Below are 20538 nucleotides of genomic sequence, written 5' to 3'. Positions count from 1 at the left end.
AACCTCCAATCGATAATTTGGAGCTGCCACTAACCGCGACTAAACGAAAGGTGGCAGCTGTACGCAGGTTAGTCGACCGGTCGATTGGAAACCCGGCGCACCCGGAGGTGCCCTGCGCACAGCCACCATAAGATGCAGGCGAAGGGGCCTGACTCATGAGTTGCTTATGCGCCAATCGAATCCGGGCGACTAAACCCGATCGCTGAATGTGCAGCGACGATTCGCAGCCTAGTCGTGCATTTTCGCTAGCGCAAGCGGCTGGGATTTTCTAGGAAATGTCCCGCAAATGAAAGGGATCTAACCTGCTGGCACAACGAATTCGAGAACGCTGTGGGACTGCTGACTCCTATGATTTTTCAGCAGTCCTCCATGATACGTACGGCCATTACATGTCAAAGTGATGCCACAATAGAATCGCTTATCTCATCCTGCCAACTGATGAGCGAGCAGGAATGAAACGACTTCAGCTCATACACAGGTCAAGGAGACCGATATGCCGGATATCAAGGAACAAAAACTCCTCTATCACCTCACTTCACTGGAAAACCTGAGCAGTATTTTTCAGAGCGGACTTAAACCGCGAGCGCAGCTCAAGGCGTTCGAAGATGTGGCTGATGCCGAGATTCTGAAAAAACGACAAGGTCTCGCACTAGAGCAGTACGTACCTTTCCACTGGTTTGCCGCAAACCCGTTCGATGGAAGCGTTCAACGCAGAAGGCCTGACGCTCAATTTGTCGTGATTACGGTTCATCGAAACCTGGCAATTAGAAAGCAATGGAAAGTCATTCCCCACCATCCATTGGCTAACGATGCCATTCAGTTGCTCGATTATGCTGAGGGCTTCGAGGCGATCAATTGGGAGCTCATGAATGCCAGGGACTACCATGACCCACAATGCAAGAGCATCTGCATGGCTGAATGCCTATCGCCCGATGTAGTTTCCCCTAACGATTTCTTCAAGGTTTTTGTTTCTAATGCAGAAGTAGAAGCCCTCTGCGAGTCTAAAATGCGCGAGGCAGGCGTTAATGTACAAATCGGAGTGAATCGAGGCATGTTTCTTAGATGATTTATAGCAACCTGAATCCAGAAAAGGCTCTGATCTGGCGGATCGTTCATCGCGACAATCTGCCCTGGATTCTGGACAACGGCCTGCACTGCGCCAGCTCCGAGGTGCAGGCACCGCAGTACGTGAACATCGGCAATGCTGACTTAATCGACAAACGCCGCACTCGCTGCGTTCCTATCGCACCTGCAGGCGTGTTGGCCGACTACGTGCCCTTCTACTTCACGCCTTTCTCTGTAATGATGAAAAACATCCAGTCGGGATGGAGCGTTCAGCAGCGCAGCAATGACGAGATTGTGATTCTGGTCTCCAGCCTGCCACGCGTCGCCGAGCTTGGCCTACCGTTCGTCTTCACAAACGCACATGCGTACCCGGATTGGACAGACTATTACAGCGATCTGACGAATCTCCACGAGATCGATTGGTCTATCCTTCAACGGCGTGACTTCAAACGTGACCCCGATGACCCTCGCAAAATGGAGCGTTATCAGGCTGAAGCGCTGATTTACCACCACCTACCGATTACAGGACTCCTTGGCATCATGTGTTACACCGATGCGATGAAAGAACGCATAGAGCAGGACGTTGCCGCCAGAGGCCTGACGTTGTCTGTACATGCGCGTCCGGGATGGTATTTCCAATGATCAGATTCACCCAAGGCAACCTTCTGGAAGCCAACACCGAAGCCCTCGTCAACACGGTGAATACTGTGGGCGTGATGGGCAAGGGCATCGCGCTGATGTTCAAAGAGCGCTTTGCAGAAAACTATCGCTTGTACGCGGCAGCCTGTAAGGCTGGCGAGGTAGAGACCGGAAAAGTTCACGTGACTGCGGTCAACGAATTGGACGGTCCTCGCTGGATCGTTAACTTCCCGACCAAACGTCACTGGCGATCACCATCACAGATGGCATGGATAACAGAGGGTCTACACGATCTACGTCGTTTTTTGATCGAAAACCATGTGAAGTCTGTGGCGGTCCCCCCCTTAGGTGCAGGTAACGGCGGCCTGAAATGGCCAGACGTTCGCGAACAGATCGTTGATGTCTTGAGTGATCTGGATGTTGATGTACTTGTGTTTGAGCCTTCCAATCAGTACCTGAATGTCGCCAAACGGAGCGGCGTGGAGAAGCTCACACCAGCCCGCGCACTTATTGCGGAACTGGTTCGGCGATACTGGGTGTTAGGAATGGAATGCAGCCTGCTTGAGATTCAAAAGCTGGCCTGGTTCCTGGAGCGTGCTATTGAGAAGCGGCCAGACCTCAAGAACCCGCTGGACCTTAAGTTCGTTGCTCATAAGTACGGGCCGTACGCCAATCGGTTGGAACATCTGCTTAACAACCTGGACGGTAGTTATCTGCACTGCGATAAGCGCATCGGTGATGCGGAAAACAGTGATGTAATCTGGTTCGACCAAGACCGCAAAGCCTTTCTACAAACCTATCTTAAAACAGAAGCCAAGGAATATTCCGAAGCCCTGGAGTGCACTGCCGAATTGATTGACGGCTTTGAGTCACCGTTTGGTATGGAGTTGCTGGCGACAGTCGATTGGTTGCTGAGCCAGAAAAATATCTCCCCTAGCGTCCCTGCTATGCGCGAGGCATTGAAGCAATGGGAGGGCGGAGCCGGTGCTGGGGCTCGCAAGAACAAACTGTTCGACGACCAAGCGCTTGAGATCGCACTCAAACGACTTACGCATAACCACTCAAATGCTCAGATGGCTACCTGCTGAGAATCAGAAATTTGCCCGCTGACGCGGGCATTTAGCCAATCGGTTGAGCCGTGTCGTGCCAGTACTGACTGAGAAGCCCAGCAGGCTGTTTCAATCCAATATCAAATGCGGCAAAAACCGGCTCGAATCCTTGGTAATCAAACTATTATCCTCCCGCACTCCAATCCCCGCCGCCTGGTCCCCAATCACCCAAGACCCAATCAACGTATAGCTGTCCCCAAACCGCGGCAACGGCGCAAACTCCTGAAGAATAAACGGCGCATCCGTGTAGGGACCGTCCTCCTTCACTATCAGCCCATCAGCCGTTTGCAGCTCGATATTCGCCCCTTCCCGCGAGAAAAACGGCTTGCGCACCCAGCCCTTCGGCACAGCTTTACCCGGTTCGGTATCTAGGTGGGCCGCGAGCAAATTCGGGTGGCCTTTGTTGAATTCCCACAGCAGCGGCAGGATGCCTTTATTGGAAATGATGGATTTCCACGCAGGCTCGAAAAACTGTGTGTCGCTCTCGGCAATCGCGGCGCCGAAGGGTTCGTGGAAGATGAATTCCCAGGCGTGCAGTTTGAACAGGTGGGGAATCCAGCGGTCCTGGAGGTCGACGAAGCGGCCTTCGCCGGTCAGGCCGATGTCTTCGATGTCGATGTGGCGTGATTCGATGCCGACTTTTTCCGCGACGAGGCGCAGGTAGTCGGTGGTGCCTTTGTCTTCGACCGAGTCTTTCATTGAGGCGAAGTAGAACGGCTGGTTGACCTGCAGTTGGGCGAAAGCCTGGTGCAGTTTGGTGTCGATGCTGTTGAACTGGTCGGCATGCTTGGGCAGCAAGCCGCGTTCGATGCATTGCTCCAGCCAGCCCCACTGAAACGCCGCCGCCTCGTAGAGGCTGGTCGGTGTGTCGTAGTTGAGTTCCAGCAGTTTGGCGGGGCCGGTGCCGTTGTAGGAGAAGTCCATGCGCCCGTACAGGTGCGGGTGGCCTTCGAGCCAAGAGGTCTTGATCATGTCGAAGAAGGGCGCGGGAATGCTCAGGCGTTCGAGCAGCTCTTCGCTCTGGACCACGCGGGCGACGAGGTCCATGCACATGTCGTGGATCTCGGTGGTCGGGTCTTCGAGGTCGTGCTCGATTTGCTTGAGCGTGAACTGGTAATACGCGCTCTCGTCCCAGTAGGGTTCGTTGTCGATGGTATGGAACAGAAAGCCAAGGTTTTCAGCCGTCTGTTTCCAGTCATCACGCTCTGCGCAATGGATTTTCTTCATGGCCCGGTTTCCTTAACTGCTCGACCCGCCGCCGCCCCAGCCGCTGCGTGCGCTGGCCTTGCTGCCGAAGCCGCCACGGGAGGTGGCCGACGCCACGGAGCTCGACTGGCTGGAGGAGCGCAGCGTGTTGGTGTAATTGCTGCTGCCGTAACGGGCCTGATTCGAGCGGCCAAACGTCGCGCCATTGGAGACACGCTGATTGAGCGTCGAGTTGCCGTAGTTGCCGCGATCATCGCGGTAGCGGTATACGGGCTCAGAGCGGTAGCTGTTGCGATTGCTGCTCAGCATGTTGCCGATCAGCAGACCGGTCAGCAGGCTGCTGGTGGAAAAACCTGAGCCGCCGCTTGCCTGAGCGTTACCCGCCTGAGCGTTGGCAGCGTCTACCTGGGATTGTGTCACCTGGCCTTCGGCGGTCAGTTCAAAACCGCCCAGCTTAGGAATGAACTGGCCATTGGAGTCCAGCTGGCACCAGCCGGCGACAAAGTCGGCATCGCAATCGGCCTGGCTGGCGTATACCGGGGCGATGCGGCGATGCTCGGCCATGGCGGTCATGTAGGCGTCCGAACAGACGTCCACCGGAAGCTTTTCATCGGCACATTGCTGCACCGACTGGAAGTTGTACTTCTTCTGCAAATCGTAGGTTTTTTCCGTCGGCCCACAGCCGGATATCGCCATGGCGACCGACGCTGCCAGCGAAAGCTGGACGTACTTGCTTCGTTTCATCGGGAGCTCCGTGCGCAATCAGTTCTGGGTAGGCGTCATGCAGGCGGCATTCAACATGCCGACGCTGATGGCTACGGCGGCCACGTAGATGCCCGCTGCGAGCTCGCCTCTCTTGATGCGCTCGGAAGTGCCTTTAAGCACGAGGCTGGTCAGCAGAAACGCCAACAGTTGGACGACGGCTGCGATCACCGCCCAGACGACGAAGTCGAGGATGCTGATCGAGTAGGCAATCACGTTGCTGGCCGGAATGGCGAAACCGACGATGGCGCCGCCCAGGGCGACTGCCGCGGAAACGTTGCCCGCCCGGATCAGCTCGAACTCCTTGTGCGGGGTGACGCGGGTGTAGATGAACTGGAACAGCGCAAACAGCACCGCCGCCCCTAGAATGTAGGTGACAAACCCGACTACGGCGGCTTTGTTCAGGGAGATGGAGAGAGCTTCTAGCATGGACTTCTTCCTTTTTTAGAGCGCATTCAAGTCGGTTGTGTACAGCGAAATGCCCAGCGACGTGCTCAGGCTGACGGTGCCTTCAGCGTCTTCTTCGACAGAGAACAGCAGAAACTCGCGTCGATCGGTCAGGCCTGTGTCACGGGCATATAGCATCGAACGGTGCTCGACGTTGTAGGAATCCTCGGGGTTTATCACGTGCTCGCTCATGGCCACCAATTCTGTCTGGCCTTCCTCGCTGCCCCACACGCGCGCGTATTCAACGCCATTGTGGGTATAAGTCGGCAACCCGATCGGACTCTGCGGCCCCGCCAGCCGACGCAGTTCAGCTTCGCTGCTGAGGGTGACGTAACTGAGGTAGTTGAACAGGATCACAGACTCGACCTGCCCGGCGATATCGCCCGTGGTGTGCACCTGCAGCCAGTAATCTTCGTCATTCATGTAATAGCGCGACAGCCAGGTCGACTGCCCGAGGTCAACGGTGCCGTTACTCCAGACTTCCTGGGAGCCGGGGATAACCACCGTGGTTTTCCCGTCGAGCAACAACTTCAGGGTCGCGTCGAATATCACGCCTTTGCCCGGTGCCAGGCCCAGCGGCCCGGTGGTCGGCAGGGGTTCGGCGGCGGCGCCTTTCGAGTGTGTATTCGCTTGCGGGGCCTCAAGCCCCATCAACTGTTTAAACCATCCCATTGGAGATTTCCTTGAGGCGGGTGGAGGCGATGTAGAAGAGTTCGCCGCCTTCAACGCGCGTGGCGCTGGGCGGGTTGATCGACGGTTGCGACGCACCCTTGGCGCGATAGCCGATGAGGGTGGCGTTGTGGCGCTCTTTCATTTGGGTGTACAGATCGCCGAACGTGGCCTCAAAGGCCTCGGGCAATTTCATCAGGTATTGGGTGGCACCCTGCCCCACGCACAGCAGCTCATTAATGACCACCGACGAGCCCGGATCCTGAGAGGCGCGCACCAACATCTCGATGGCCATGCTTGACGTGCACTCCAGGCTGGGCGCGTAGGAGCTGGCCAGTGCGGCAATTTCACTTTCATTGAAGTGGGCGACGACATGCCCAACCGGACTCAATTGATTCACCGCCAGCACGGTGGCCAGCGTCAGATCGTCGGAGGGGGTTCGCACCAGTACACGCTCGGCGCCGGGCACACCGGCACGCAGCAATAACGCTGTGGAAGACAGGCTTTCACCACGGATGAACGCCGCTTTGCCCGGCATCGGGTTTTCTTCGAGGGTGCAATCGCAGATGACGATCAGGTTGTCGTTCGAGGTTTCGTCTTGAAGCAACAACTCGATGACCCGCTCACTGGACGCGCCCTCCCAGCCAATGAGCACGGTATGACCGACCTTGCCGGTGAAATCGCCTTTGCCCTTCATGCCTTTTCTCCATGCATCGATGACAGTGCTGGTGGTTTTGCCGATGGCTGCCGTGAGCAGCGCAATGCCCCCGAGCATGACCCAGGTTGCCACGAACACGCGCCCCGCCGAGGTCTGTGGCGCAAGGTCGCCATAGCCGACGGTCAGCGTAGTGGTGAGATAGAAGTAAACGAACGTGGCGGGCGCGGTGAGGTGTTGTTCGCCCAGAACCACCAGGCCCAGATAAGCCGTGCTCAGGTGTACACCCAAGGCAACGACCAGGCCTGCCCAGCCGAAACGGTGAAAGAGGGAGGAGGCGTACATGCGCAGCAAAAGAAAAATCGACATTCCGTCCCTGACTCCCTGGGTACTTGATTCCCGATGACGCCATCGCCTCGACGTGTGGATGCTCAAGTGCGTTCAGCCGGCATTAAACCTGCTGCGTGGCTTGGAGAGAAGTACCTTGGCTGCAATAAATCCAGCGAATGCACCAAACAGATGCCCCTCGAAGGAAACACCCTGACGAGGCAGGAAGCCAAGGATCAGGCCGCCATACAGTACCGCTACGACAGCGGCCGTTATCAGGTTGCTCCAGCTCCTGTGGAACCAGGCGCGAGACAACAAATAGGCCCATAACCCGAATACCCAGCCGCTGGCCCCCACGTGTATGCCCGCAAAACCGAACAGCCAGACCAGCGAACCGCCCAGCAGGATAATGATCGCACTGACGGTAACGAAGCGATTGAGCCCTTCGATAATCACCAGGGTGCCCAGGATCAAAAAGGCAACCAGGTTCGCGCTCAGGTGGGCGAACGAGCCGTGCAAAAACGGTGAGGTGAGGATGCCCGGCAGCCCCTGCAGCGTTCTCGGGATCAGGCCGAACGCCATGAGGCTGTAACCGGTCGCCACATTGAGCAGTTGCAGCACGACCATGAAGAAGGCCAAGCCTGCGATTGTCTTGAAACCCTTCAGGGCATCCATCCTGACCTCGACGTAAAAAAAGAAGGGCAGACACTGCCCTTCCTGCGGCGACGTTGCTTACTCCGCCGACTTTTGCTTCAGACGCTCCAGAATCGCATTGGCGCTGCCTTCGTTCGGCGTGATGCCGGCGTCACGCAGCTTGCGCTCCAGGTCGGTCCCCGTGGACGCCTCAACCAGCTCATCCTGGGCTTGCAGTTCAGCAGCGCGTTGCTGCTGCTTGGCCTGCAAACGATTCAGCGTACCGACGGCGGTTTCCAGCTTGCCGTTGGCACCGCCGCTGGCGATGGAGGCGCTGACCTGGGCCTTCTGTACGCTGTCGCGCGCCTTGGCCATATCCACTTGCTGGCGCAGGCTTTTGATCCGGCTTTCGGCCTTGGTGATGTCCTTGCGCATGCTTTCCGCATAGCCACCGAACTCGGTGGCTTGCTTATGCTCGACATCCCGCTCGTTGGTCAGGCTCGAAATGGCTTCGGCCACTTCCAGGGCGAGGTCTTCACGATTGGCCTGCAGGGCAGCCACTGCCTTGGACTCCAGGTCCTTGATCTTGGCGTCGTACTCGTTGACGCGATCAGTCGCCAATTTGTGCTTGGCCATGATGCTGACCAGTTCACGCTTGGCGTTGGCCAGCGCGGTGTCGGCATCGCGAATTTCCTGATCGAGGATGCGCAGGGCTTGTTGGTCGACGATCGATTCGCCGACTTCGTTGGCACCGCCACGCAGCGCGGTGAACAATTTGCTCCAGATGGACTGAGTCATTGGATACTCCCGAATACTTAATTGAAGAAACGTTCGAAGGCTTCGCTGGCGCGCTGCACGTTGTCGACCAGGGTTTTCACCTCGGTGACGATATTGGTCAGGCTGGAGTCGGAGCTCAACGCACCGAACATGTTGTAGACAACTTGCCCGTTAGGCATGGACTCGATACCGATGGAGGACAGCGGGAACATTTCCCGGCTGCGCAACACCGCGTCATTGAATTTAGCGACATCGTTGATGGACTCGACATCGACCAGGACGGTGTCAACGATGATCTGCTCGCCCACCACCGCGATGTAAATCGGCAAGCCACCGAAGTCGTTCATTTCCAGCTTGATGCTGGACTCGGAGCCTTGAACGAGAGAAAGCGTAATGTCCTGGGACACCACGTCGTCCAGGGCCTGAAGAGCGGTGAAGAGGCGATCGATATTCCAGTTGGTACCTGCGCTCATGAAATTCTCCGACATGAATGAGCCAGCCAGAATCGGCTGGCGAAGCTGTTTCTCCATCTGCTTGAGCAGGCTTCGGTTTTCGGGAAGCACCCAAGTCTCGTGTTTCACGTAGCCGGCGGCCGCCAGGCCTGCACGCATCTGCTTCATGTAAAAGCTCGATGGCTTTTTGGCGGACGGCTTCAAGCGCTCTCCCTTGAGGCTTGCTGAATCGGTATCGGGCCCTTTAGGCGAACTCGATGGAGAGCTGCTTTCCATGGTACTGACCTCGCTGTGAAAAACTCACGCGTGAGAAAATCTACAGGCATTTTTTGCCACACTCAATAGCTCACGCGTGAGATTTTTTGACTTACTTTCCCGACCGCTAAAAAGATCAGTCCTACTGACAATTCATGAATTGTCGCCTTTGAGTTGACGGTATTACCCATTCCAGCCGATTTATCCCCCAGCACCCACCCATTAATCTGCGCCCATGTTGAACGCAACGCCCAACCAACCTAAACAAAAAAGGATTCAACCATGAGCACTCCAACCTACAACCGCTTGAACAAAGACGACGCCGTAGTTCTGCTGGTCGACCACCAGACGGGCCTCATCTCCCTGGTCCAGGACTTCTCGCCCAACGAGTTCAAGAACAACGTGCTGGCCCTGGCCGACCTGGCGAAATTCTTCAACCTGCCGACCATCCTCACCACCAGCTTCGAACAAGGCCCCAACGGCCCGCTGGTACCTGAGTTGAAAGAGATGTTCCCGGACGCGCCCTACATCGCCCGCCCAGGCCAGATCAATGCCTGGGACAACGAAGACTTCGTCAAGGCGATCAAGGCCACAGGCCGCAAGCAGATCATCATTGCCGGCGTGGTCACGGATGTGTGCGTAGCGTTCCCGACCCTGTCGGCGCTGGCGGAAGGGTTTGAGGTGTTTGTGGTGACCGATGCGTCCGGCACGTTCAACACCACCGTGCAGCAGGCGGCGTGGAGCCGGATGACCCAGGCCGGTGCGCAGTTGATGAACTGGTTCTCGGTGGCGTGTGAGCTGCACCGCGACTGGCGCAACGATATCGAAGGCCTGGGCAACCTGTTGTCCCAGCGCATTCCCAACTATCGCAACTTGATGAATGGTTATGCGGCGCTGACGGCTCATCAGAAGTAAGCCAGCCGAGATTCGGCGATAAGCCTGCCCTGAAAAGCAGGCTTTCGCTGTTTTATGCCAGCGGCTACGCGCGTCCCCCCTTGACTCTCCCCTATACAGCACACCCTACCCTGAAAGCCCTCACTTTCAGGTCACGCCCCATGGCTCAACGCATTCTGGTCATCCTTGGCCACCCGTCCACCACCAGCTTCTGTTCGGCCCTGGCAGACACCTACAGCCACTCGGCAAAAATCGCCGGCCATGAGGTGCGCGTCCTACGCCTGGGCGATCTGGCTTTCGACCCGATCCTTCACAACGGCTACAGCGAAATCCAGCCTTTGGAACCTGACCTGCTCAGCGCCCAATCCGACATCCTCTGGGCCACTCATCTGACGTTCGTCTTTCCGATTTGGTGGGGTGGCATCCCGGCGCTGTTAAAGGGCTTTATCGACCGCATTTTCCTACCCGGTTTTGCCTTCAAATACCGTGAGGGCAAGCTGTTTCCTGACAAGCTGCTGCACGGCCGCACCGCACACTTGCTAGTGACCCTGGATACGCTGCCGTGGTATTACCGCTGGTTCTATCGCATGCCGGGCGTGCATCAGATGCGCAGCACCACCTTGGCGTTTTGCGGGATCAAGCCGCTCAAGACGTTACTGCTGGGGGCAGTACTGGGTTCTACGCCGGGGCAGCGGGCCAGGTGGCTGACACGAGCCAGTGCACTAGCGGGAAAAGGGAGTTTTCATGTACATCGGCAAAGCCGCGCAATTGTCGGGCACAACCATCAAGGCGATTCGGCACTATGAAGCGATTGGCCTGCTGCCGACGCCGCAGCGCCAGGGCCAATACCGGGTCTATTCGGAGCAGAGCGTTGAGCTGCTGATGTTTATCAAGTGTGCGCAGCAGTTGGGTTTCAAGCTCAAGGAGTTGCAGGAAATTTTGCACGGCCACCAAGGCAATGCGTTGCCTTGGGAGCGGGCAGACCAGGCCATCGCCAGCAAGAAACGCGAGCTGGCCGCACAAATCGCCGAGTTACAGAGAGTGCAGGCCGGCTTGCTTGAGTTTGAGAGCCAGCTGAAAGAGGTACATGGACACTGTTCGTCAATGAGTAGCATCGCTATTTGAAGTAGCCTTTGAAGGTGAACTGACGCGTTTTTTTCGCTGCCCGCGTAAGCCCATTCTGATTTTCCAAACCGCTCATCCAGCCACTTTTCGCTGCGGCAGACTCCGACGCCTTGCCTGCTGCCGAGACGTCACGGATGACCAACGCTTCCCACATTGCCCATATCGAACATGAGCTAGATGGCTTCCATCAGAGCCTGGTGACGTATCGCCAGCAGCTGAGGGCCTGGTATTCGCGCGCGCTGGACTCGGTGAGCCACGCCGCTGATTTACCGTCGCTGCTGGGGATGGATCGGGTGTTGCGAGCGGGGAATTCGCAACGCTCCGTGAGTCTTTCCGATGCCGACTTCTCCACCGTGGCCCGTTGCCCGGCGGGCGGTGTGTTGCAGATCGAAAGCAAGTTCGAGTCGGTGTATGACGTGCCGATTGGCGATATCCCGGTTGAGGTGATCGGGCTGGATGACGGCAGTTCGACCGTGGTCATGCTCGATGAACAGGGCAAAGGCTCGCACCCTTGCGTGGCGGGCGGGCGCTACCAAGTGCGGGTGCAGGGCGGCGTGTCGGCACAACAGGTGGACGCGTTGTTTGTGTCCTACGCCGGGCTGACCGCAGACCTGGAGCAATGGCTGCGGTCGCAGTGGGAAGGGTTCAAGCCGCATTGGCAACAGTCGACGGCCAGTGCGATTGGCAGCGGCGTGCTGGCGGGCAGTTGGGCGGCGATTCGCGAGGCGTGGGACAGCATCCAACTGGTACAGGCAATTCTTGAAGATCCTCTGAAATACGTCGAACAGCTTGGCGCCGAAGCGGCCAAGTTGGCGGATTTGGCCGCCAACGCCCCCAAGGTCATGGAACAGGCGATGTTGCTCGCCAGTGATGAAGCGGCGCTGTTCCTGCTGGTGCGCACGGCGATGATCTGGTTGGACGCATTGCCGCCCAGTGAGATTGCGCAAGTGGCTGCTGGTTTTGTGGTGTCGTTGCTGATTGACCTGGTGATTGGTGCGGTGCTGACCATCGCATTGCCGGCGGCAGCTGTGGCGTATTTGAGCCTGCGGCTGGCCAGGTATGGCGCACAAATTGTTAAGGCGGCTGTTGTGTACTTCTCTATTTCTAGAGCGCGTTTAAGCGATTGCAAAAAGCACAGGCAGTATTCTGCGCCAAGGCAGTGGTAACCCAGAGGTAGGGCTCACCATTCAGCCCGTACTACCCATGTCATATAAGAGCACCTTAAGCCCTAGACGGTGAGCCGAATAGCCAGCGCAATCGGCTCACCAAATGAGCCGAATAACCTCTTTATTCGGCTCACGCACCCCAGGCATTCCACCATGGCTCATCCGCACTGGATCTGGCAACACGCCGACTGGCCGCACTTCCATTGGCAACCCGGTCGCCTCGCGGCGTTGCTGCGCGAGTGCGGGCACGCCCAGGGCAAGCTGTTGGGCATGCTCGGCTCCGTCAGCCAGGCAGTCAGCGCACAGAATGAACTGGATGCGCTGCTGCAAAATATCCTGACGTCCTCGGCGATTGAAGGCGAGCAGTTGAATGTCGGCTCGGGGCGCTCGTCCCTGGCAAGGCGGATGGGCCTGGAAGCGATGACAGACGGTCAGGTAAGCCGCCGCAGCGAAGGCCTCGCCGAGTTGATGATGGATGCAACTCAACAATTCACACGGCCGTTTACCCTCGCCCGCTTATTGAACTGGCATCACTTATTGTTCCCGGCCCCGGAAGCAGGCTATGCCGCCAGCGCGCTCAATATCGGGTCATTGAGGGGGGATGAGCCGATGCAGGTGGTGTCGGGCCAGCTTGATCGGCCGACCGTGCATTTCGAGGCCCCGCCACGTCTGGGACTGGAGCAGGCACTGGCGGATTTTCTGGAGTGGTTCGAAACCAGCCGCGATCAGCCGGAACTGGACCCGCTGGTACGCGCCGGCGTCGCGCACTTCTGGTTTGTCACACTGCATCCCTTCGATGACGGCAATGGTCGCCTGACACGCGCTATCACCGATTTGGCACTGGCCCAGGGTGAACACCAGGCCATCCGTTTCTATGCCATGTCAGCCAGCATCCTCGAAGATCGCACCGGCTACTACAACGCACTGGAATCCAGCCAGAAGGCCTCACTGGATATCACTGACTGGCTGGAGTGGTTCCTTAAAACCCTGTTACGCAGCGTGCAGCAGGCCATGGCGCGGATTGACCGAGTGCTGGGAAAGAGTCGGTTCTGGCAGCAACACCGCGACCTCCCTTTGTCTGCTGAACAGATCAAGGTCCTCAATCGCCTGCTCGACGGTGGTGAGAAGGGCTTCGAACACGGCATCAGCGCAGCGCAGTACCAAGCGGAGGCAAAGGTATCCAAGGCGACAGCGACGCGACACCTGGCTGACCTGCTGAAAAAAAACTGCTTGGTTCGTCTTCCCGGAGGCGGCCGCAGCACGCGTTATCAGGTCAATACAGCAGGCGAGTAATGCCCCACTCATTTGCCCCCATCCCCCATGTCTGCTAGTGTCGCGCCGGTTTACCGTCTACCGGAATAGCCGCCATGGCCCGCAAAAAAGTTGCACTCGATTTCGAACAATCCCTCGCCGACCTGCAAACATTGGTCGAGCGTCTGGAGAACGGCGAGTTGTCGCTGGAGGACTCGCTGACGGCGTTTGAGCAAGGCATCGGCCTGACCCGTGACTGCCAGAGCGCGCTGGCGCAGGCGGAGCAGAAGGTGCAGGTGTTGCTGGAGCGTGACGGGGAGTTGGCCGAAGAACCTTTCGATGCGGAACAGCCGGAATGATCGACGCGTATCAGGCCAGTAGCCAAGCCCGGGTAAATACGGCGCTGGAGCCCTTGTTTGTTGCGCCAAGCCCGGAAATGAAGCGCCTCTATGAAGCCATGCGCTACAGCGTGATGAATGGCGGCAAGCGTGTGCGCCCGCTGCTGGCATATGCGGCCTGTGAAGCACTGGGCGCGCCGGCCGAGCAGGCCAACGGTGCAGCCTGTGCGGTCGAGCTGATTCACGCGTATTCCCTGGTACACGACGATTTGCCGGCGATGGACGACGACGATCTGCGTCGCGGCCAGCCCACCACCCATAAAGCCTTTGATGAAGCCTATGCGATCCTCGCCGGTGATGGCTTGCAGAGCCTGGCGTTCAGCGCGTTGCTGGACCCACGCTTGAGCAGCGTCAACGCCGAGATCCGCTTGCGCATGGTCACGGCCCTGGCCCTGGCTGCCGGCCCTGCGGGCATGGTTGGCGGGCAGGCAATCGACATGGGTTCGGTCAGCGTCAAGCTGGATCAAAAAGCCCTTGAGCACATGCACCGCCACAAGACCGGCGCGCTGATCGAAGCCGCCGTTCACTTGGGCGCCCTGGCCAGCGGACATGCCGAAGCCGCGCAGTTGGCGGCGCTGCAGACCTATTCCCGGGCCATTGGCCTGGCGTTCCAGGTGCAGGACGACATTCTCGACGTGGAAAGCGATACCGCCACCCTGGGCAAACGCCAAGGCGCCGATATCGCACGGGACAAACCGACTTATCCTGCGCTGCTCGGGCTGCAAGCCGCCAAGGCCTACGCCCTGGAACTACGCGACCAGGCGCTGGACGCCCTGCGACCTTTCGACGCGGCGGCCGAGCCGCTGCGTGACCTGGCGCGGTATATCGTCGAACGCCGCCACTGATTACGGCGGCCATTGCAGCCGCATATCGGCCAAGTTCGGCGCTCTGCGTGGGCAGTTTGCGATGCTTGAGGTAAACTGCCGCCTCTTCTATACCTATAACGATTCGCCTGATGCCCACGACGTTTCAAGAGATTCCCCGCAAGCGCCCGTCCACGCCCCTGCTCGACCGTGCTGTCACGCCGGACGGCCTGCGTCGTCTGGGTGAAGCCGAGCTGGAAACCCTGGCCGATGAGTTGCGCCTGGAATTGCTCTACACGGTCGGCCAGACCGGTGGGCATTTCGGTGCCGGCCTGGGCGTCATCGAGCTGACCATCGCGTTGCACTACGTGTTCGACACCCCGGATGACCGGCTGGTTTGGGACGTGGGCCATCAGGCGTATCCGCACAAGATCCTCACGGGCCGCCGCGAGCGCATGGCGACTCTGCGCCAGAAGGACGGTGTTGCCGCCTTCCCGCGCCGCTCCGAAAGCGAGTACGACACCTTTGGCGTCGGCCACTCCAGCACCTCGATCAGCGCAGCGCTGGGCATGGCAATTGCCGCCCGCCTGCAAGGCAGCGACCGCAAGGCGATTGCCGTGATCGGTGATGGCGCGCTGACCGCCGGCATGGCCTTCGAAGCACTGAACCATGCCCCGGAAGTGGACGCCAACATGTTGGTGATCCTCAACGACAACGACATGTCGATCTCGCGCAATGTCGGTGGTCTGTCCAATTACCTGGCCAAGATTCTCTCCAGCCGCACCTATGCCAGCATGCGCGAAGGCAGCAAGAAAGTGCTCTCGCGTCTGCCCGGCGCGTGGGAAATTGCCCGGCGTACCGAAGAATATGCCAAAGGCATGCTGGTCCCCGGCACCCTGTTCGAAGAACTGGGCTGGAACTACATCGGCCCCATCGACGGCCATGACCTGCCGACCCTGATTGCCACGCTGCGTAACATGCGCGACCTCAAGGGCCCGCAGTTCCTGCATATCGTCACCAAGAAAGGCAAAGGCTTCGCGCCGGCGGAAGTCGACCCGATCGGCTACCACGCAATCACAAAGCTCGAACCGGTGGACGCTCCCGCCGCAGCGCCGAAAAAAGCCAGCGGGCCGAAGTACTCCGGCGTGTTCGGCGAATGGCTGTGCGACATGGCCACCGCCGACCCGCGCCTGGTGGGCATTACCCCGGCGATGAAGGAAGGCTCCGACCTGGTGGCGTTCAGCGAGCGTTTCCCGCTGCGCTATTTCGACGTGGCCATTGCCGAGCAGCACGCGGTGACCTTCGCCGCCGGCATGGCCTGCGAAGGCGCCAAGCCGGTCGTGGCGATCTACTCCACGTTCCTGCAGCGCGGTTATGACCAGTTGGTGCATGACGTCGCGGTGCAGAACCTCGACGTGCTGTTTGCCATCGACCGCGCCGGTTTAGTCGGCGAAGACGGCCCGACTCACGCGGGCAGCTTCGACTTGTCCTACTTGCGTTGCATCCCCGGCATGCTGGTGATGACGCCGAGCGACGAAAACGAACTGCGCAAAATGCTCAGCACCGGCCACCTGTATAACGGCCCGGCCGCCGTGCGTTATCCACGGGGCAACGGCCCGAATGCGCGGATCGAGAAGGACCTGGAGCCTATAGAAATCGGCAAGGGCATTGTGCGTCGCCAGGGCAGCAAGGCTGCATTCCTGGTGTTTGGCGTGCAATTGGCTGAAGCGCTCAAGGTGGCCGAGAAGATCGACGCCACCGTGGTCGACATGCGCTTCGTCAAGCCGCTGGATGAAGCCCTGGTCCGCGAAATCGCCGCCAGTCATGAGCTGCTGGTGACCGTCGAAGAAAACGCCATCATGGGCGGTGCCGGTGCGGCAGTCAGTGAGTTCCTGGCGCGGGAAAACATCCTCAAGTCAGTGCTGCACCTGGGCTTGCCGGATGCGTACGTCGAACACGCCAAACCGGCGCAGATGCTGGCTGAGTGCGGGCTGGATGAAGCAGGGATCGAGGCTTCGGTGCGCGAGCGCCTAACGCTGCTGGGCCTGTAGAAACCGGGACCCAATGTGGGAGGGGGCAAGCCCCCTCCCACATTTGATTTGCGTCATCCTCAAGCGCTATGGACAGCCCATGAAACACCTGTACCTTGCCCTGCTGCTTCTGCCCTCCCCTGAATTGCTCGCCGACACCCGCGACAACGCCCTGAAACTCCCCGACGTGGTCATCAGCGCCAACCGCCAGGTCCAGGCACGCAACGACAGCAGCGCCGCCAACACCGTGTTCACCCGCGACGACATCGACCGCCTGCAACCCACCAGCCTTACCGAACTGCTCAGCCGTGTGCCCGGTGTACAAGTCGCCCCCTCCGGTGGCCGTGGCAGTTTGCCGGGCATCTACCTGCGGGGCACCAAGTCCGCCCAAAGCCTGGTGCTGGTAGACGGCCAGCGCATCGCCAATACGACGTCCGGCGACAGCGGCCTGCAATACCTCAACGTCGACCAGATTGAGCGCGTGGAAGTACTGCGCGGCTCGCGCTCGGTGATCTACGGCAGTGACGCGATCGGCGGGGTGATCCAGGTATTCACCCGGCGCAATGCCGAGCAGGGCGTGCAACCGCGGGTGAAACTGGGCTTCGGCAGCCATAACACCTGGCAGCGCAGCCTCGGCCTTTCGGGTGGTGACGAACAGACACGCTTCAACCTGGGCGCGAGCCTGGATGAAACCGCCGGCATCAACTCAACCCACCAGTCGTTCCCCAGCGACGGCGACCATGATGCTTATCGCAACCAGTCCGTGAGCCTGAACCTCAGCCATTCCCTCAGCGATGAGCTGGAGGTGGGCTTCAATCTGTTGGATAACCGCGGCAAGTCGGAGTATGACAACAGCTTCGGCCGCTACGACCCCGTCAGCAGGCAAACCGTCGGCCAGAAGCCCTACACCGACTACGCCGTGAGTAGCGCCAGCGGCTATGTCGACGCCATGCTCAATGAGCACTGGCAATCGCGCCTGGAGCTGGGCCACAGCGAGAACCTCGATACCAAGCGCGACACCCTCAGCGATGATTTCAGCGTATTCAACACCTACCGTGACTCGGTCAACTGGCAGAACGATCTGACCCTGGATGACCAGAACAGCCTGATCCTGGGCGGCGACTGGTACGAAGACCGCTTTCACGGTTCCACCACGTTTACCGAAAACAGCCGCTGGAACCGCGCCGCCTTTGTGCAGCATCGCTTTCACAGCGAGTGGTTTTCCACCGAACTGGGCCTGCGTCACGACCAGAATCAGCAGTTCGGCAGCCAGAACAGCTGGAGCGGCACCCTGACCTTGCCGGTCAACCCCGACAATGACCTGCTGCTGAGCTACAGCGAAGGCTTCCGCGCGCCAACCTTCAACGACCTCTATTACCCGGACACGAAGTACAGCAACCCCAACCTGCAGCCCGAAACCTCAAAGAGCTACGAACTGCAGTGGCGCAGCCAGTTGAGTGACAGCACGCGCCTGGAGGCCTCGCTGTACCGCACCGATTTGAGCGATGCGATCATTCTCGACCAAACCGGCAAGCCACAGAATGTGGCGTCGGCACGCATCAACGGTTTTGAGGCGGCGCTCAAGCAGGAGCTGTTCGGCTGGCAAGGAAACCTCGGGCTGTCGCTCATCGACCCGCGCGACCGCGACAGTGGTCACACCCTGGCCCGCCGGGCGCGGCGCACGTTGAGCCTGGACCTGGACCGGCAATTCGATCAGGTGGGCGTGGGCGCCAGTTGGCAGGCGATCAGCCACAGCTATGACGATGAAGACAACACCCACCGCCTGGGCGGCTATGGGTTGCTCGGGCTGCGTGGCAGTTGGGCGGTGACGCGGGAAGTAGCGTTGTCGCTGAAGGTCGATAACCTGCTGGACAAGTCCTATGCACGGGCGCGCTACAGCTACGACGATCCGGCATTCGTCAACAATCACGATTACCGTGAAGAAGGCCGCGTGTGGATGTTTGGCGTGACCTGGACACCTGAAATCTGATTGTCGCCTGGGCTGGTCTCAACGGCTGGGAGCAATCACCTGACACAGCCGCGCCAGCGCTTCCAGCATCTGCCCGCTGGGCCGTTCCAGGCCTTTGTCCGGAACCAGCCGCACCCGCTCCGCCATGCTTGGCCAGGCCCTCCAGGCTTCCTTCTGCGCCTGATCGCCTACCAGAATCATCTCGGGATTACGTTGCAATACCGACTCGATGCTGACCTGTGGCGCGGGTAGCTTCAGGTCGTCAAACACGTTGCGCGCACCGCACACGCTCAGCGCATCGCTGATGATCTGGCCACCGCCCACGGTGTACAGCGGCTGATTCCACACCTGATAGAACACCCGCAACGGTTCAGCACGTTGATAACGCTGACGCAACTGCGCCAGGCGCTGGCGCAGTTGCGCAGCCAATTGCCGGCCGGCGTCGGCACGACCCAGTTGCTCGGCGATGGCCTGGACCTGGGTGGTGAGTTGTTCGAGGCTATGGGGTTCGGCGACGTACACCGGGATATTCAGGCGCTGCAGCTGCTCGCGCTGGGCGGGGCCGACGCTGCCGGGCCAGAGCAGGATCAGGTCGGGCCTGAGGCTGAGCAGGCGCTCCATGTCCAGTTGCCCATAACGCCCAACCGACGGCACGTTCGCCAGCGCCGCTGGCCGCTCACCGCCATCGAGCACGCCCACCAGCAGGTCGGCAGCACCCAGTTCAGCCACGATTTCAGAAAGTGAAGGCGCCAGACTGACGACACGTTCGACCGCCAGGCCCTGGGCACTGAATGCCAGCAGCAGAATCGCCAGCCAGCGGCGCATCATCCCAACTGACGCGGGATGCGGTAGAGGTAAAACAACACCATCGTCGACAGCGCCAGCAGGAAAAGCGGCACCGCTTCCAGGCCAACGAACACCGCCAGTGCGCCCACCCACGCCGGTACGGCAGCCACCATCAAGGCCGTACGCCGACGAGCCGCCAGGGTGATCCAGGCAGCCGGTTCTTCCGCAGTATCAAGGGCTTTGGAGGTGGCGATCAGGGCGTGTTTATAGCCATGGAAGTAGCGCAGGCTGAGGAACATCGACGCCACGCCGGCGATAAAGAACGGCATGGCCAGCACCGGCAGCATGGGCTCGGCCTGGCCAAATACAAGGTTGATCACGAACAGCGGGAGCAGCGCCAGGGCCAGGTACTGCCACCAACTGAAGGACAGTCGCCGCTTCACCTGGCCCCGGGTCACGCGCGGTCGACCTCGCCCTGATGCTCGTTGCCCATCATGTGGTCGAGCTTGCTGGCCTTGGTCGCCAGGTAGAGTTTGTTGTGCGGGTTATGCCCGGTGTGCAGCGGCACACGCTCGGCCACGGTGATGCCCATCTCGGTCAAGGCTTTGACCTTGCGCGGGTTATTGGTCATCAGACGCAGGGATTTCACACCCAGGTGCTCCAGCATCGGCAGGCAGATCGCGTAGTCACGCTGGTCGGCAGCGAAACCCAGGCGCTCATTGGCCTCGACGGTATCGGCACCGCCGTCTTGCAGCTCGTAGGCGCGGATCTTATTCAACAGGCCAATACCACGGCCTTCCTGACGCAAATACAGCAGCACACCACGGCCTTCACGGGCGATGGCGCGCATCGCGGCTTCCAGTTGCGAGCCGCAGTCACAGCGCTGGCTGAACAGCGCGTCGCCGGTCAGGCACTCGGAATGCACACGACCGAGAACCGGTGCGCCATCGGCGATGTCGCCCAGGCTGAGCACAACGTGTTCGCGCCCGGTGGCTTCTTCGAGAAAGCCGCTCATGGTGAACGTGGCAAAAGGGGTAGGCAGCTTGGAAGCAGCGACGAAAACGACGGGCACCGTGTGCTCCTGATTTCAGTTTTTACAAAGGTGGCCATTGTAACAGCA

The 20538-nt window shown here is 59.4% G+C and carries 23 protein-coding genes; 12 read left to right on the top strand and 11 right to left on the bottom strand.

What is annotated here, in order from left to right:
- The first annotated feature begins 493 nt into the window (after positions 1-493).
- Genes HDC32_RS27930 through HDC32_RS27920 form a run of 3 tightly spaced genes read left to right on the top strand, consistent with a single transcriptional unit; the run spans position 494 to position 2792 of the window.
- Positions 494-1066, top strand: a complete 573-nt coding sequence (locus tag HDC32_RS27930) for a DarT ssDNA thymidine ADP-ribosyltransferase family protein (RefSeq protein WP_145336759.1) — start codon at positions 494-496, stop codon at positions 1064-1066.
- The gene (locus HDC32_RS27925) at positions 1063-1707 is read left to right on the top strand and encodes a DUF4433 domain-containing protein (RefSeq protein ID WP_184746283.1); all 645 of its coding nucleotides are present in this window, start codon (positions 1063-1065) and stop codon (positions 1705-1707) included. Before HDC32_RS27930 ends, HDC32_RS27925 begins: the two co-directional genes overlap by 4 nt.
- Positions 1704-2792, top strand: coding sequence for a macro domain-containing protein (locus HDC32_RS27920; protein WP_184746281.1), 1089 nt, complete (start codon positions 1704-1706; stop codon positions 2790-2792). Before HDC32_RS27925 ends, HDC32_RS27920 begins: the two co-directional genes overlap by 4 nt.
- 90 nt (positions 2793-2882) lie before the next feature.
- On the opposite strand, the gene HDC32_RS27915 is transcribed toward HDC32_RS27920, so the two are convergent.
- The 8 genes from HDC32_RS27915 to HDC32_RS27880 all read right to left on the bottom strand — a co-directional run bounded on the left by HDC32_RS27915 (position 2883) and on the right by HDC32_RS27880 (position 8909).
- Positions 2883-4040, bottom strand: a complete 1158-nt coding sequence (locus tag HDC32_RS27915) for a glutathionylspermidine synthase family protein (protein ID WP_145336765.1) — start codon at positions 4038-4040, stop codon at positions 2883-2885.
- Positions 4041-4052: 12 nt separating this feature from the next.
- A complete protein-coding gene (locus HDC32_RS27910) occupies positions 4053-4763 on the bottom strand; it encodes a DUF1190 domain-containing protein (protein ID WP_131700302.1) in 711 nt (236 codons plus the stop codon).
- Positions 4764-4781: 18 nt separating this feature from the next.
- A complete protein-coding gene (locus HDC32_RS27905) occupies positions 4782-5210 on the bottom strand; it encodes a DUF350 domain-containing protein (protein WP_024077626.1) in 429 nt (142 codons plus the stop codon).
- A 15-nt stretch (positions 5211-5225) separates the two neighbouring features.
- Positions 5226-5900 (bottom strand): DUF2491 family protein, encoded by a 675-nt coding sequence (locus HDC32_RS27900; protein ID WP_131700303.1) that lies wholly within the window; start codon positions 5898-5900, stop codon positions 5226-5228.
- Complete coding sequence (locus HDC32_RS27895; protein ID WP_145336767.1) at positions 5887-6921, bottom strand: ion channel; 1035 nt, start codon at positions 6919-6921, stop codon at positions 5887-5889. The genes HDC32_RS27900 and HDC32_RS27895 overlap by 14 nt, the downstream gene beginning before the upstream one ends.
- 72 nt (positions 6922-6993) lie before the next feature.
- Positions 6994-7554 carry a rhomboid family intramembrane serine protease gene (locus HDC32_RS27890; RefSeq protein ID WP_145336769.1) on the bottom strand — a complete coding sequence of 187 codons (561 nt, stop codon included), beginning with the start codon at positions 7552-7554 and terminating at the stop codon, positions 6994-6996.
- Between the two features lie 57 nt (positions 7555-7611).
- On the bottom strand, positions 7612-8310 hold the full coding sequence (locus HDC32_RS27885; RefSeq protein ID WP_131700306.1) for a PspA/IM30 family protein: 699 nt from the start codon (positions 8308-8310) through the stop codon (positions 7612-7614).
- A gap of 17 nt (positions 8311-8327) precedes the next feature.
- Entirely contained in the window at positions 8328-8909 is a 582-nt protein-coding gene (locus HDC32_RS27880) for a YjfI family protein (RefSeq protein ID WP_131700307.1), read from the bottom strand.
- A gap of 369 nt (positions 8910-9278) precedes the next feature.
- Here HDC32_RS27880 and ycaC point away from each other — a divergent pair, with 369 nt between their 5' ends.
- The 9 genes from ycaC to HDC32_RS27835 all read left to right on the top strand — a co-directional run bounded on the left by ycaC (position 9279) and on the right by HDC32_RS27835 (position 18653).
- Entirely contained in the window at positions 9279-9911 is a 633-nt protein-coding gene (ycaC, locus tag HDC32_RS27875; protein ID WP_027605204.1) for an isochorismate family cysteine hydrolase YcaC, read from the top strand.
- A 140-nt stretch (positions 9912-10051) separates the two neighbouring features.
- Positions 10052-10696: an NAD(P)H-dependent oxidoreductase gene (locus HDC32_RS27870; RefSeq protein WP_184746279.1), complete on the top strand. Its 645-nt coding sequence runs from the start codon at positions 10052-10054 to the stop codon at positions 10694-10696.
- Positions 10635-11015, top strand: a complete 381-nt coding sequence (locus HDC32_RS27865; RefSeq protein WP_184746278.1) for a MerR family transcriptional regulator — start codon at positions 10635-10637, stop codon at positions 11013-11015. Before HDC32_RS27870 ends, HDC32_RS27865 begins: the two co-directional genes overlap by 62 nt.
- 134 nt (positions 11016-11149) lie before the next feature.
- Positions 11150-12181 carry a hypothetical protein gene (locus HDC32_RS27860; protein WP_260403780.1) on the top strand — a complete coding sequence of 344 codons (1032 nt, stop codon included), beginning with the start codon at positions 11150-11152 and terminating at the stop codon, positions 12179-12181.
- A 153-nt stretch (positions 12182-12334) separates the two neighbouring features.
- On the top strand, positions 12335-13474 hold the full coding sequence (locus HDC32_RS27855; protein ID WP_184746276.1) for a Fic family protein: 1140 nt from the start codon (positions 12335-12337) through the stop codon (positions 13472-13474).
- A 74-nt stretch (positions 13475-13548) separates the two neighbouring features.
- Entirely contained in the window at positions 13549-13791 is a 243-nt protein-coding gene (locus tag HDC32_RS27850; RefSeq protein ID WP_003176346.1) for an exodeoxyribonuclease VII small subunit, read from the top strand.
- Entirely contained in the window at positions 13788-14675 is an 888-nt protein-coding gene (ispA, locus tag HDC32_RS27845; protein ID WP_184746275.1) for a (2E,6E)-farnesyl diphosphate synthase, read from the top strand. Before HDC32_RS27850 ends, ispA begins: the two co-directional genes overlap by 4 nt.
- Before the next feature lie 110 nt (positions 14676-14785).
- Entirely contained in the window at positions 14786-16684 is a 1899-nt protein-coding gene (gene dxs, locus HDC32_RS27840) for a 1-deoxy-D-xylulose-5-phosphate synthase (RefSeq protein ID WP_184746274.1), read from the top strand.
- A gap of 79 nt (positions 16685-16763) precedes the next feature.
- A complete protein-coding gene (locus HDC32_RS27835) occupies positions 16764-18653 on the top strand; it encodes a TonB-dependent receptor domain-containing protein (RefSeq protein ID WP_184746273.1) in 1890 nt (629 codons plus the stop codon).
- Positions 18654-18671: 18 nt separating this feature from the next.
- Here the strand turns inward: HDC32_RS27835 and HDC32_RS27830 are convergent, their stop codons facing one another.
- The 3 genes from HDC32_RS27830 to ribA are packed head-to-tail and all read right to left on the bottom strand — an operon-like array spanning position 18672 to position 20490.
- Complete coding sequence (locus HDC32_RS27830) at positions 18672-19460, bottom strand: cobalamin-binding protein (protein WP_184746272.1); 789 nt, start codon at positions 19458-19460, stop codon at positions 18672-18674.
- Positions 19457-19876, bottom strand: a complete 420-nt coding sequence (locus tag HDC32_RS27825; RefSeq protein WP_131700315.1) for a nuclear fragile X mental retardation-interacting protein 1 — start codon at positions 19874-19876, stop codon at positions 19457-19459. Before HDC32_RS27825 ends, HDC32_RS27830 begins: the two co-directional genes overlap by 4 nt.
- A complete protein-coding gene (gene ribA / locus HDC32_RS27820) occupies positions 19873-20490 on the bottom strand; it encodes a GTP cyclohydrolase II (protein WP_065924905.1) in 618 nt (205 codons plus the stop codon). The genes HDC32_RS27825 and ribA overlap by 4 nt, the downstream gene beginning before the upstream one ends.
- Positions 20491-20538: the final 48 nt, after the last annotated feature.

This window comes from Pseudomonas sp. JAI120 (genome assembly GCF_014207255.1).
GTDB lineage: Bacteria > Pseudomonadota > Gammaproteobacteria > Pseudomonadales > Pseudomonadaceae > Aquipseudomonas.
This window is presented reverse-complemented; position numbering and strand designations above follow the sequence as displayed.

Coding starts and splice junctions, on each gene's coding strand:
- HDC32_RS27905 (WP_024077626.1), bottom strand. CDS start 5,210: ATGCTAGAAGCTCTCTCCATCTCCCTGAACAAAGCCGCCGTAGTCGGG.
- HDC32_RS27900 (WP_131700303.1), bottom strand. CDS start 5,900: ATGGGATGGTTTAAACAGTTGATGGGGCTTGAGGCCCCGCAAGCGAAT.
- ycaC (WP_027605204.1), top strand. CDS start 9,279: ATGAGCACTCCAACCTACAACCGCTTGAACAAAGACGACGCCGTAGTT.
- HDC32_RS27830 (WP_184746272.1), bottom strand. CDS start 19,460: ATGATGCGCCGCTGGCTGGCGATTCTGCTGCTGGCATTCAGTGCCCAG.
- HDC32_RS27870 (WP_184746279.1), top strand. CDS start 10,052: ATGGCTCAACGCATTCTGGTCATCCTTGGCCACCCGTCCACCACCAGC.
- HDC32_RS27880 (WP_131700307.1), bottom strand. CDS start 8,909: ATGAAGCAGATGCGTGCAGGCCTGGCGGCCGCCGGCTACGTGAAACAC.
- HDC32_RS27915 (WP_145336765.1), bottom strand. CDS start 4,040: ATGAAGAAAATCCATTGCGCAGAGCGTGATGACTGGAAACAGACGGCT.
- HDC32_RS27930 (WP_145336759.1), top strand. CDS start 494: ATGCCGGATATCAAGGAACAAAAACTCCTCTATCACCTCACTTCACTG.
- HDC32_RS27865 (WP_184746278.1), top strand. CDS start 10,635: ATGTACATCGGCAAAGCCGCGCAATTGTCGGGCACAACCATCAAGGCG.
- HDC32_RS27910 (WP_131700302.1), bottom strand. CDS start 4,763: ATGAAACGAAGCAAGTACGTCCAGCTTTCGCTGGCAGCGTCGGTCGCC.
- HDC32_RS27855 (WP_184746276.1), top strand. CDS start 12,335: ATGGCTCATCCGCACTGGATCTGGCAACACGCCGACTGGCCGCACTTC.
- HDC32_RS27835 (WP_184746273.1), top strand. CDS start 16,764: ATGAAACACCTGTACCTTGCCCTGCTGCTTCTGCCCTCCCCTGAATTG.
- HDC32_RS27860 (WP_260403780.1), top strand. CDS start 11,150: ATGACCAACGCTTCCCACATTGCCCATATCGAACATGAGCTAGATGGC.
- HDC32_RS27895 (WP_145336767.1), bottom strand. CDS start 6,921: ATGTCGATTTTTCTTTTGCTGCGCATGTACGCCTCCTCCCTCTTTCAC.
- HDC32_RS27920 (WP_184746281.1), top strand. CDS start 1,704: ATGATCAGATTCACCCAAGGCAACCTTCTGGAAGCCAACACCGAAGCC.
- HDC32_RS27885 (WP_131700306.1), bottom strand. CDS start 8,310: ATGACTCAGTCCATCTGGAGCAAATTGTTCACCGCGCTGCGTGGCGGT.
- ispA (WP_184746275.1), top strand. CDS start 13,788: ATGATCGACGCGTATCAGGCCAGTAGCCAAGCCCGGGTAAATACGGCG.
- HDC32_RS27890 (WP_145336769.1), bottom strand. CDS start 7,554: ATGGATGCCCTGAAGGGTTTCAAGACAATCGCAGGCTTGGCCTTCTTC.
- dxs (WP_184746274.1), top strand. CDS start 14,786: ATGCCCACGACGTTTCAAGAGATTCCCCGCAAGCGCCCGTCCACGCCC.
- HDC32_RS27925 (WP_184746283.1), top strand. CDS start 1,063: ATGATTTATAGCAACCTGAATCCAGAAAAGGCTCTGATCTGGCGGATC.
- HDC32_RS27850 (WP_003176346.1), top strand. CDS start 13,549: ATGGCCCGCAAAAAAGTTGCACTCGATTTCGAACAATCCCTCGCCGAC.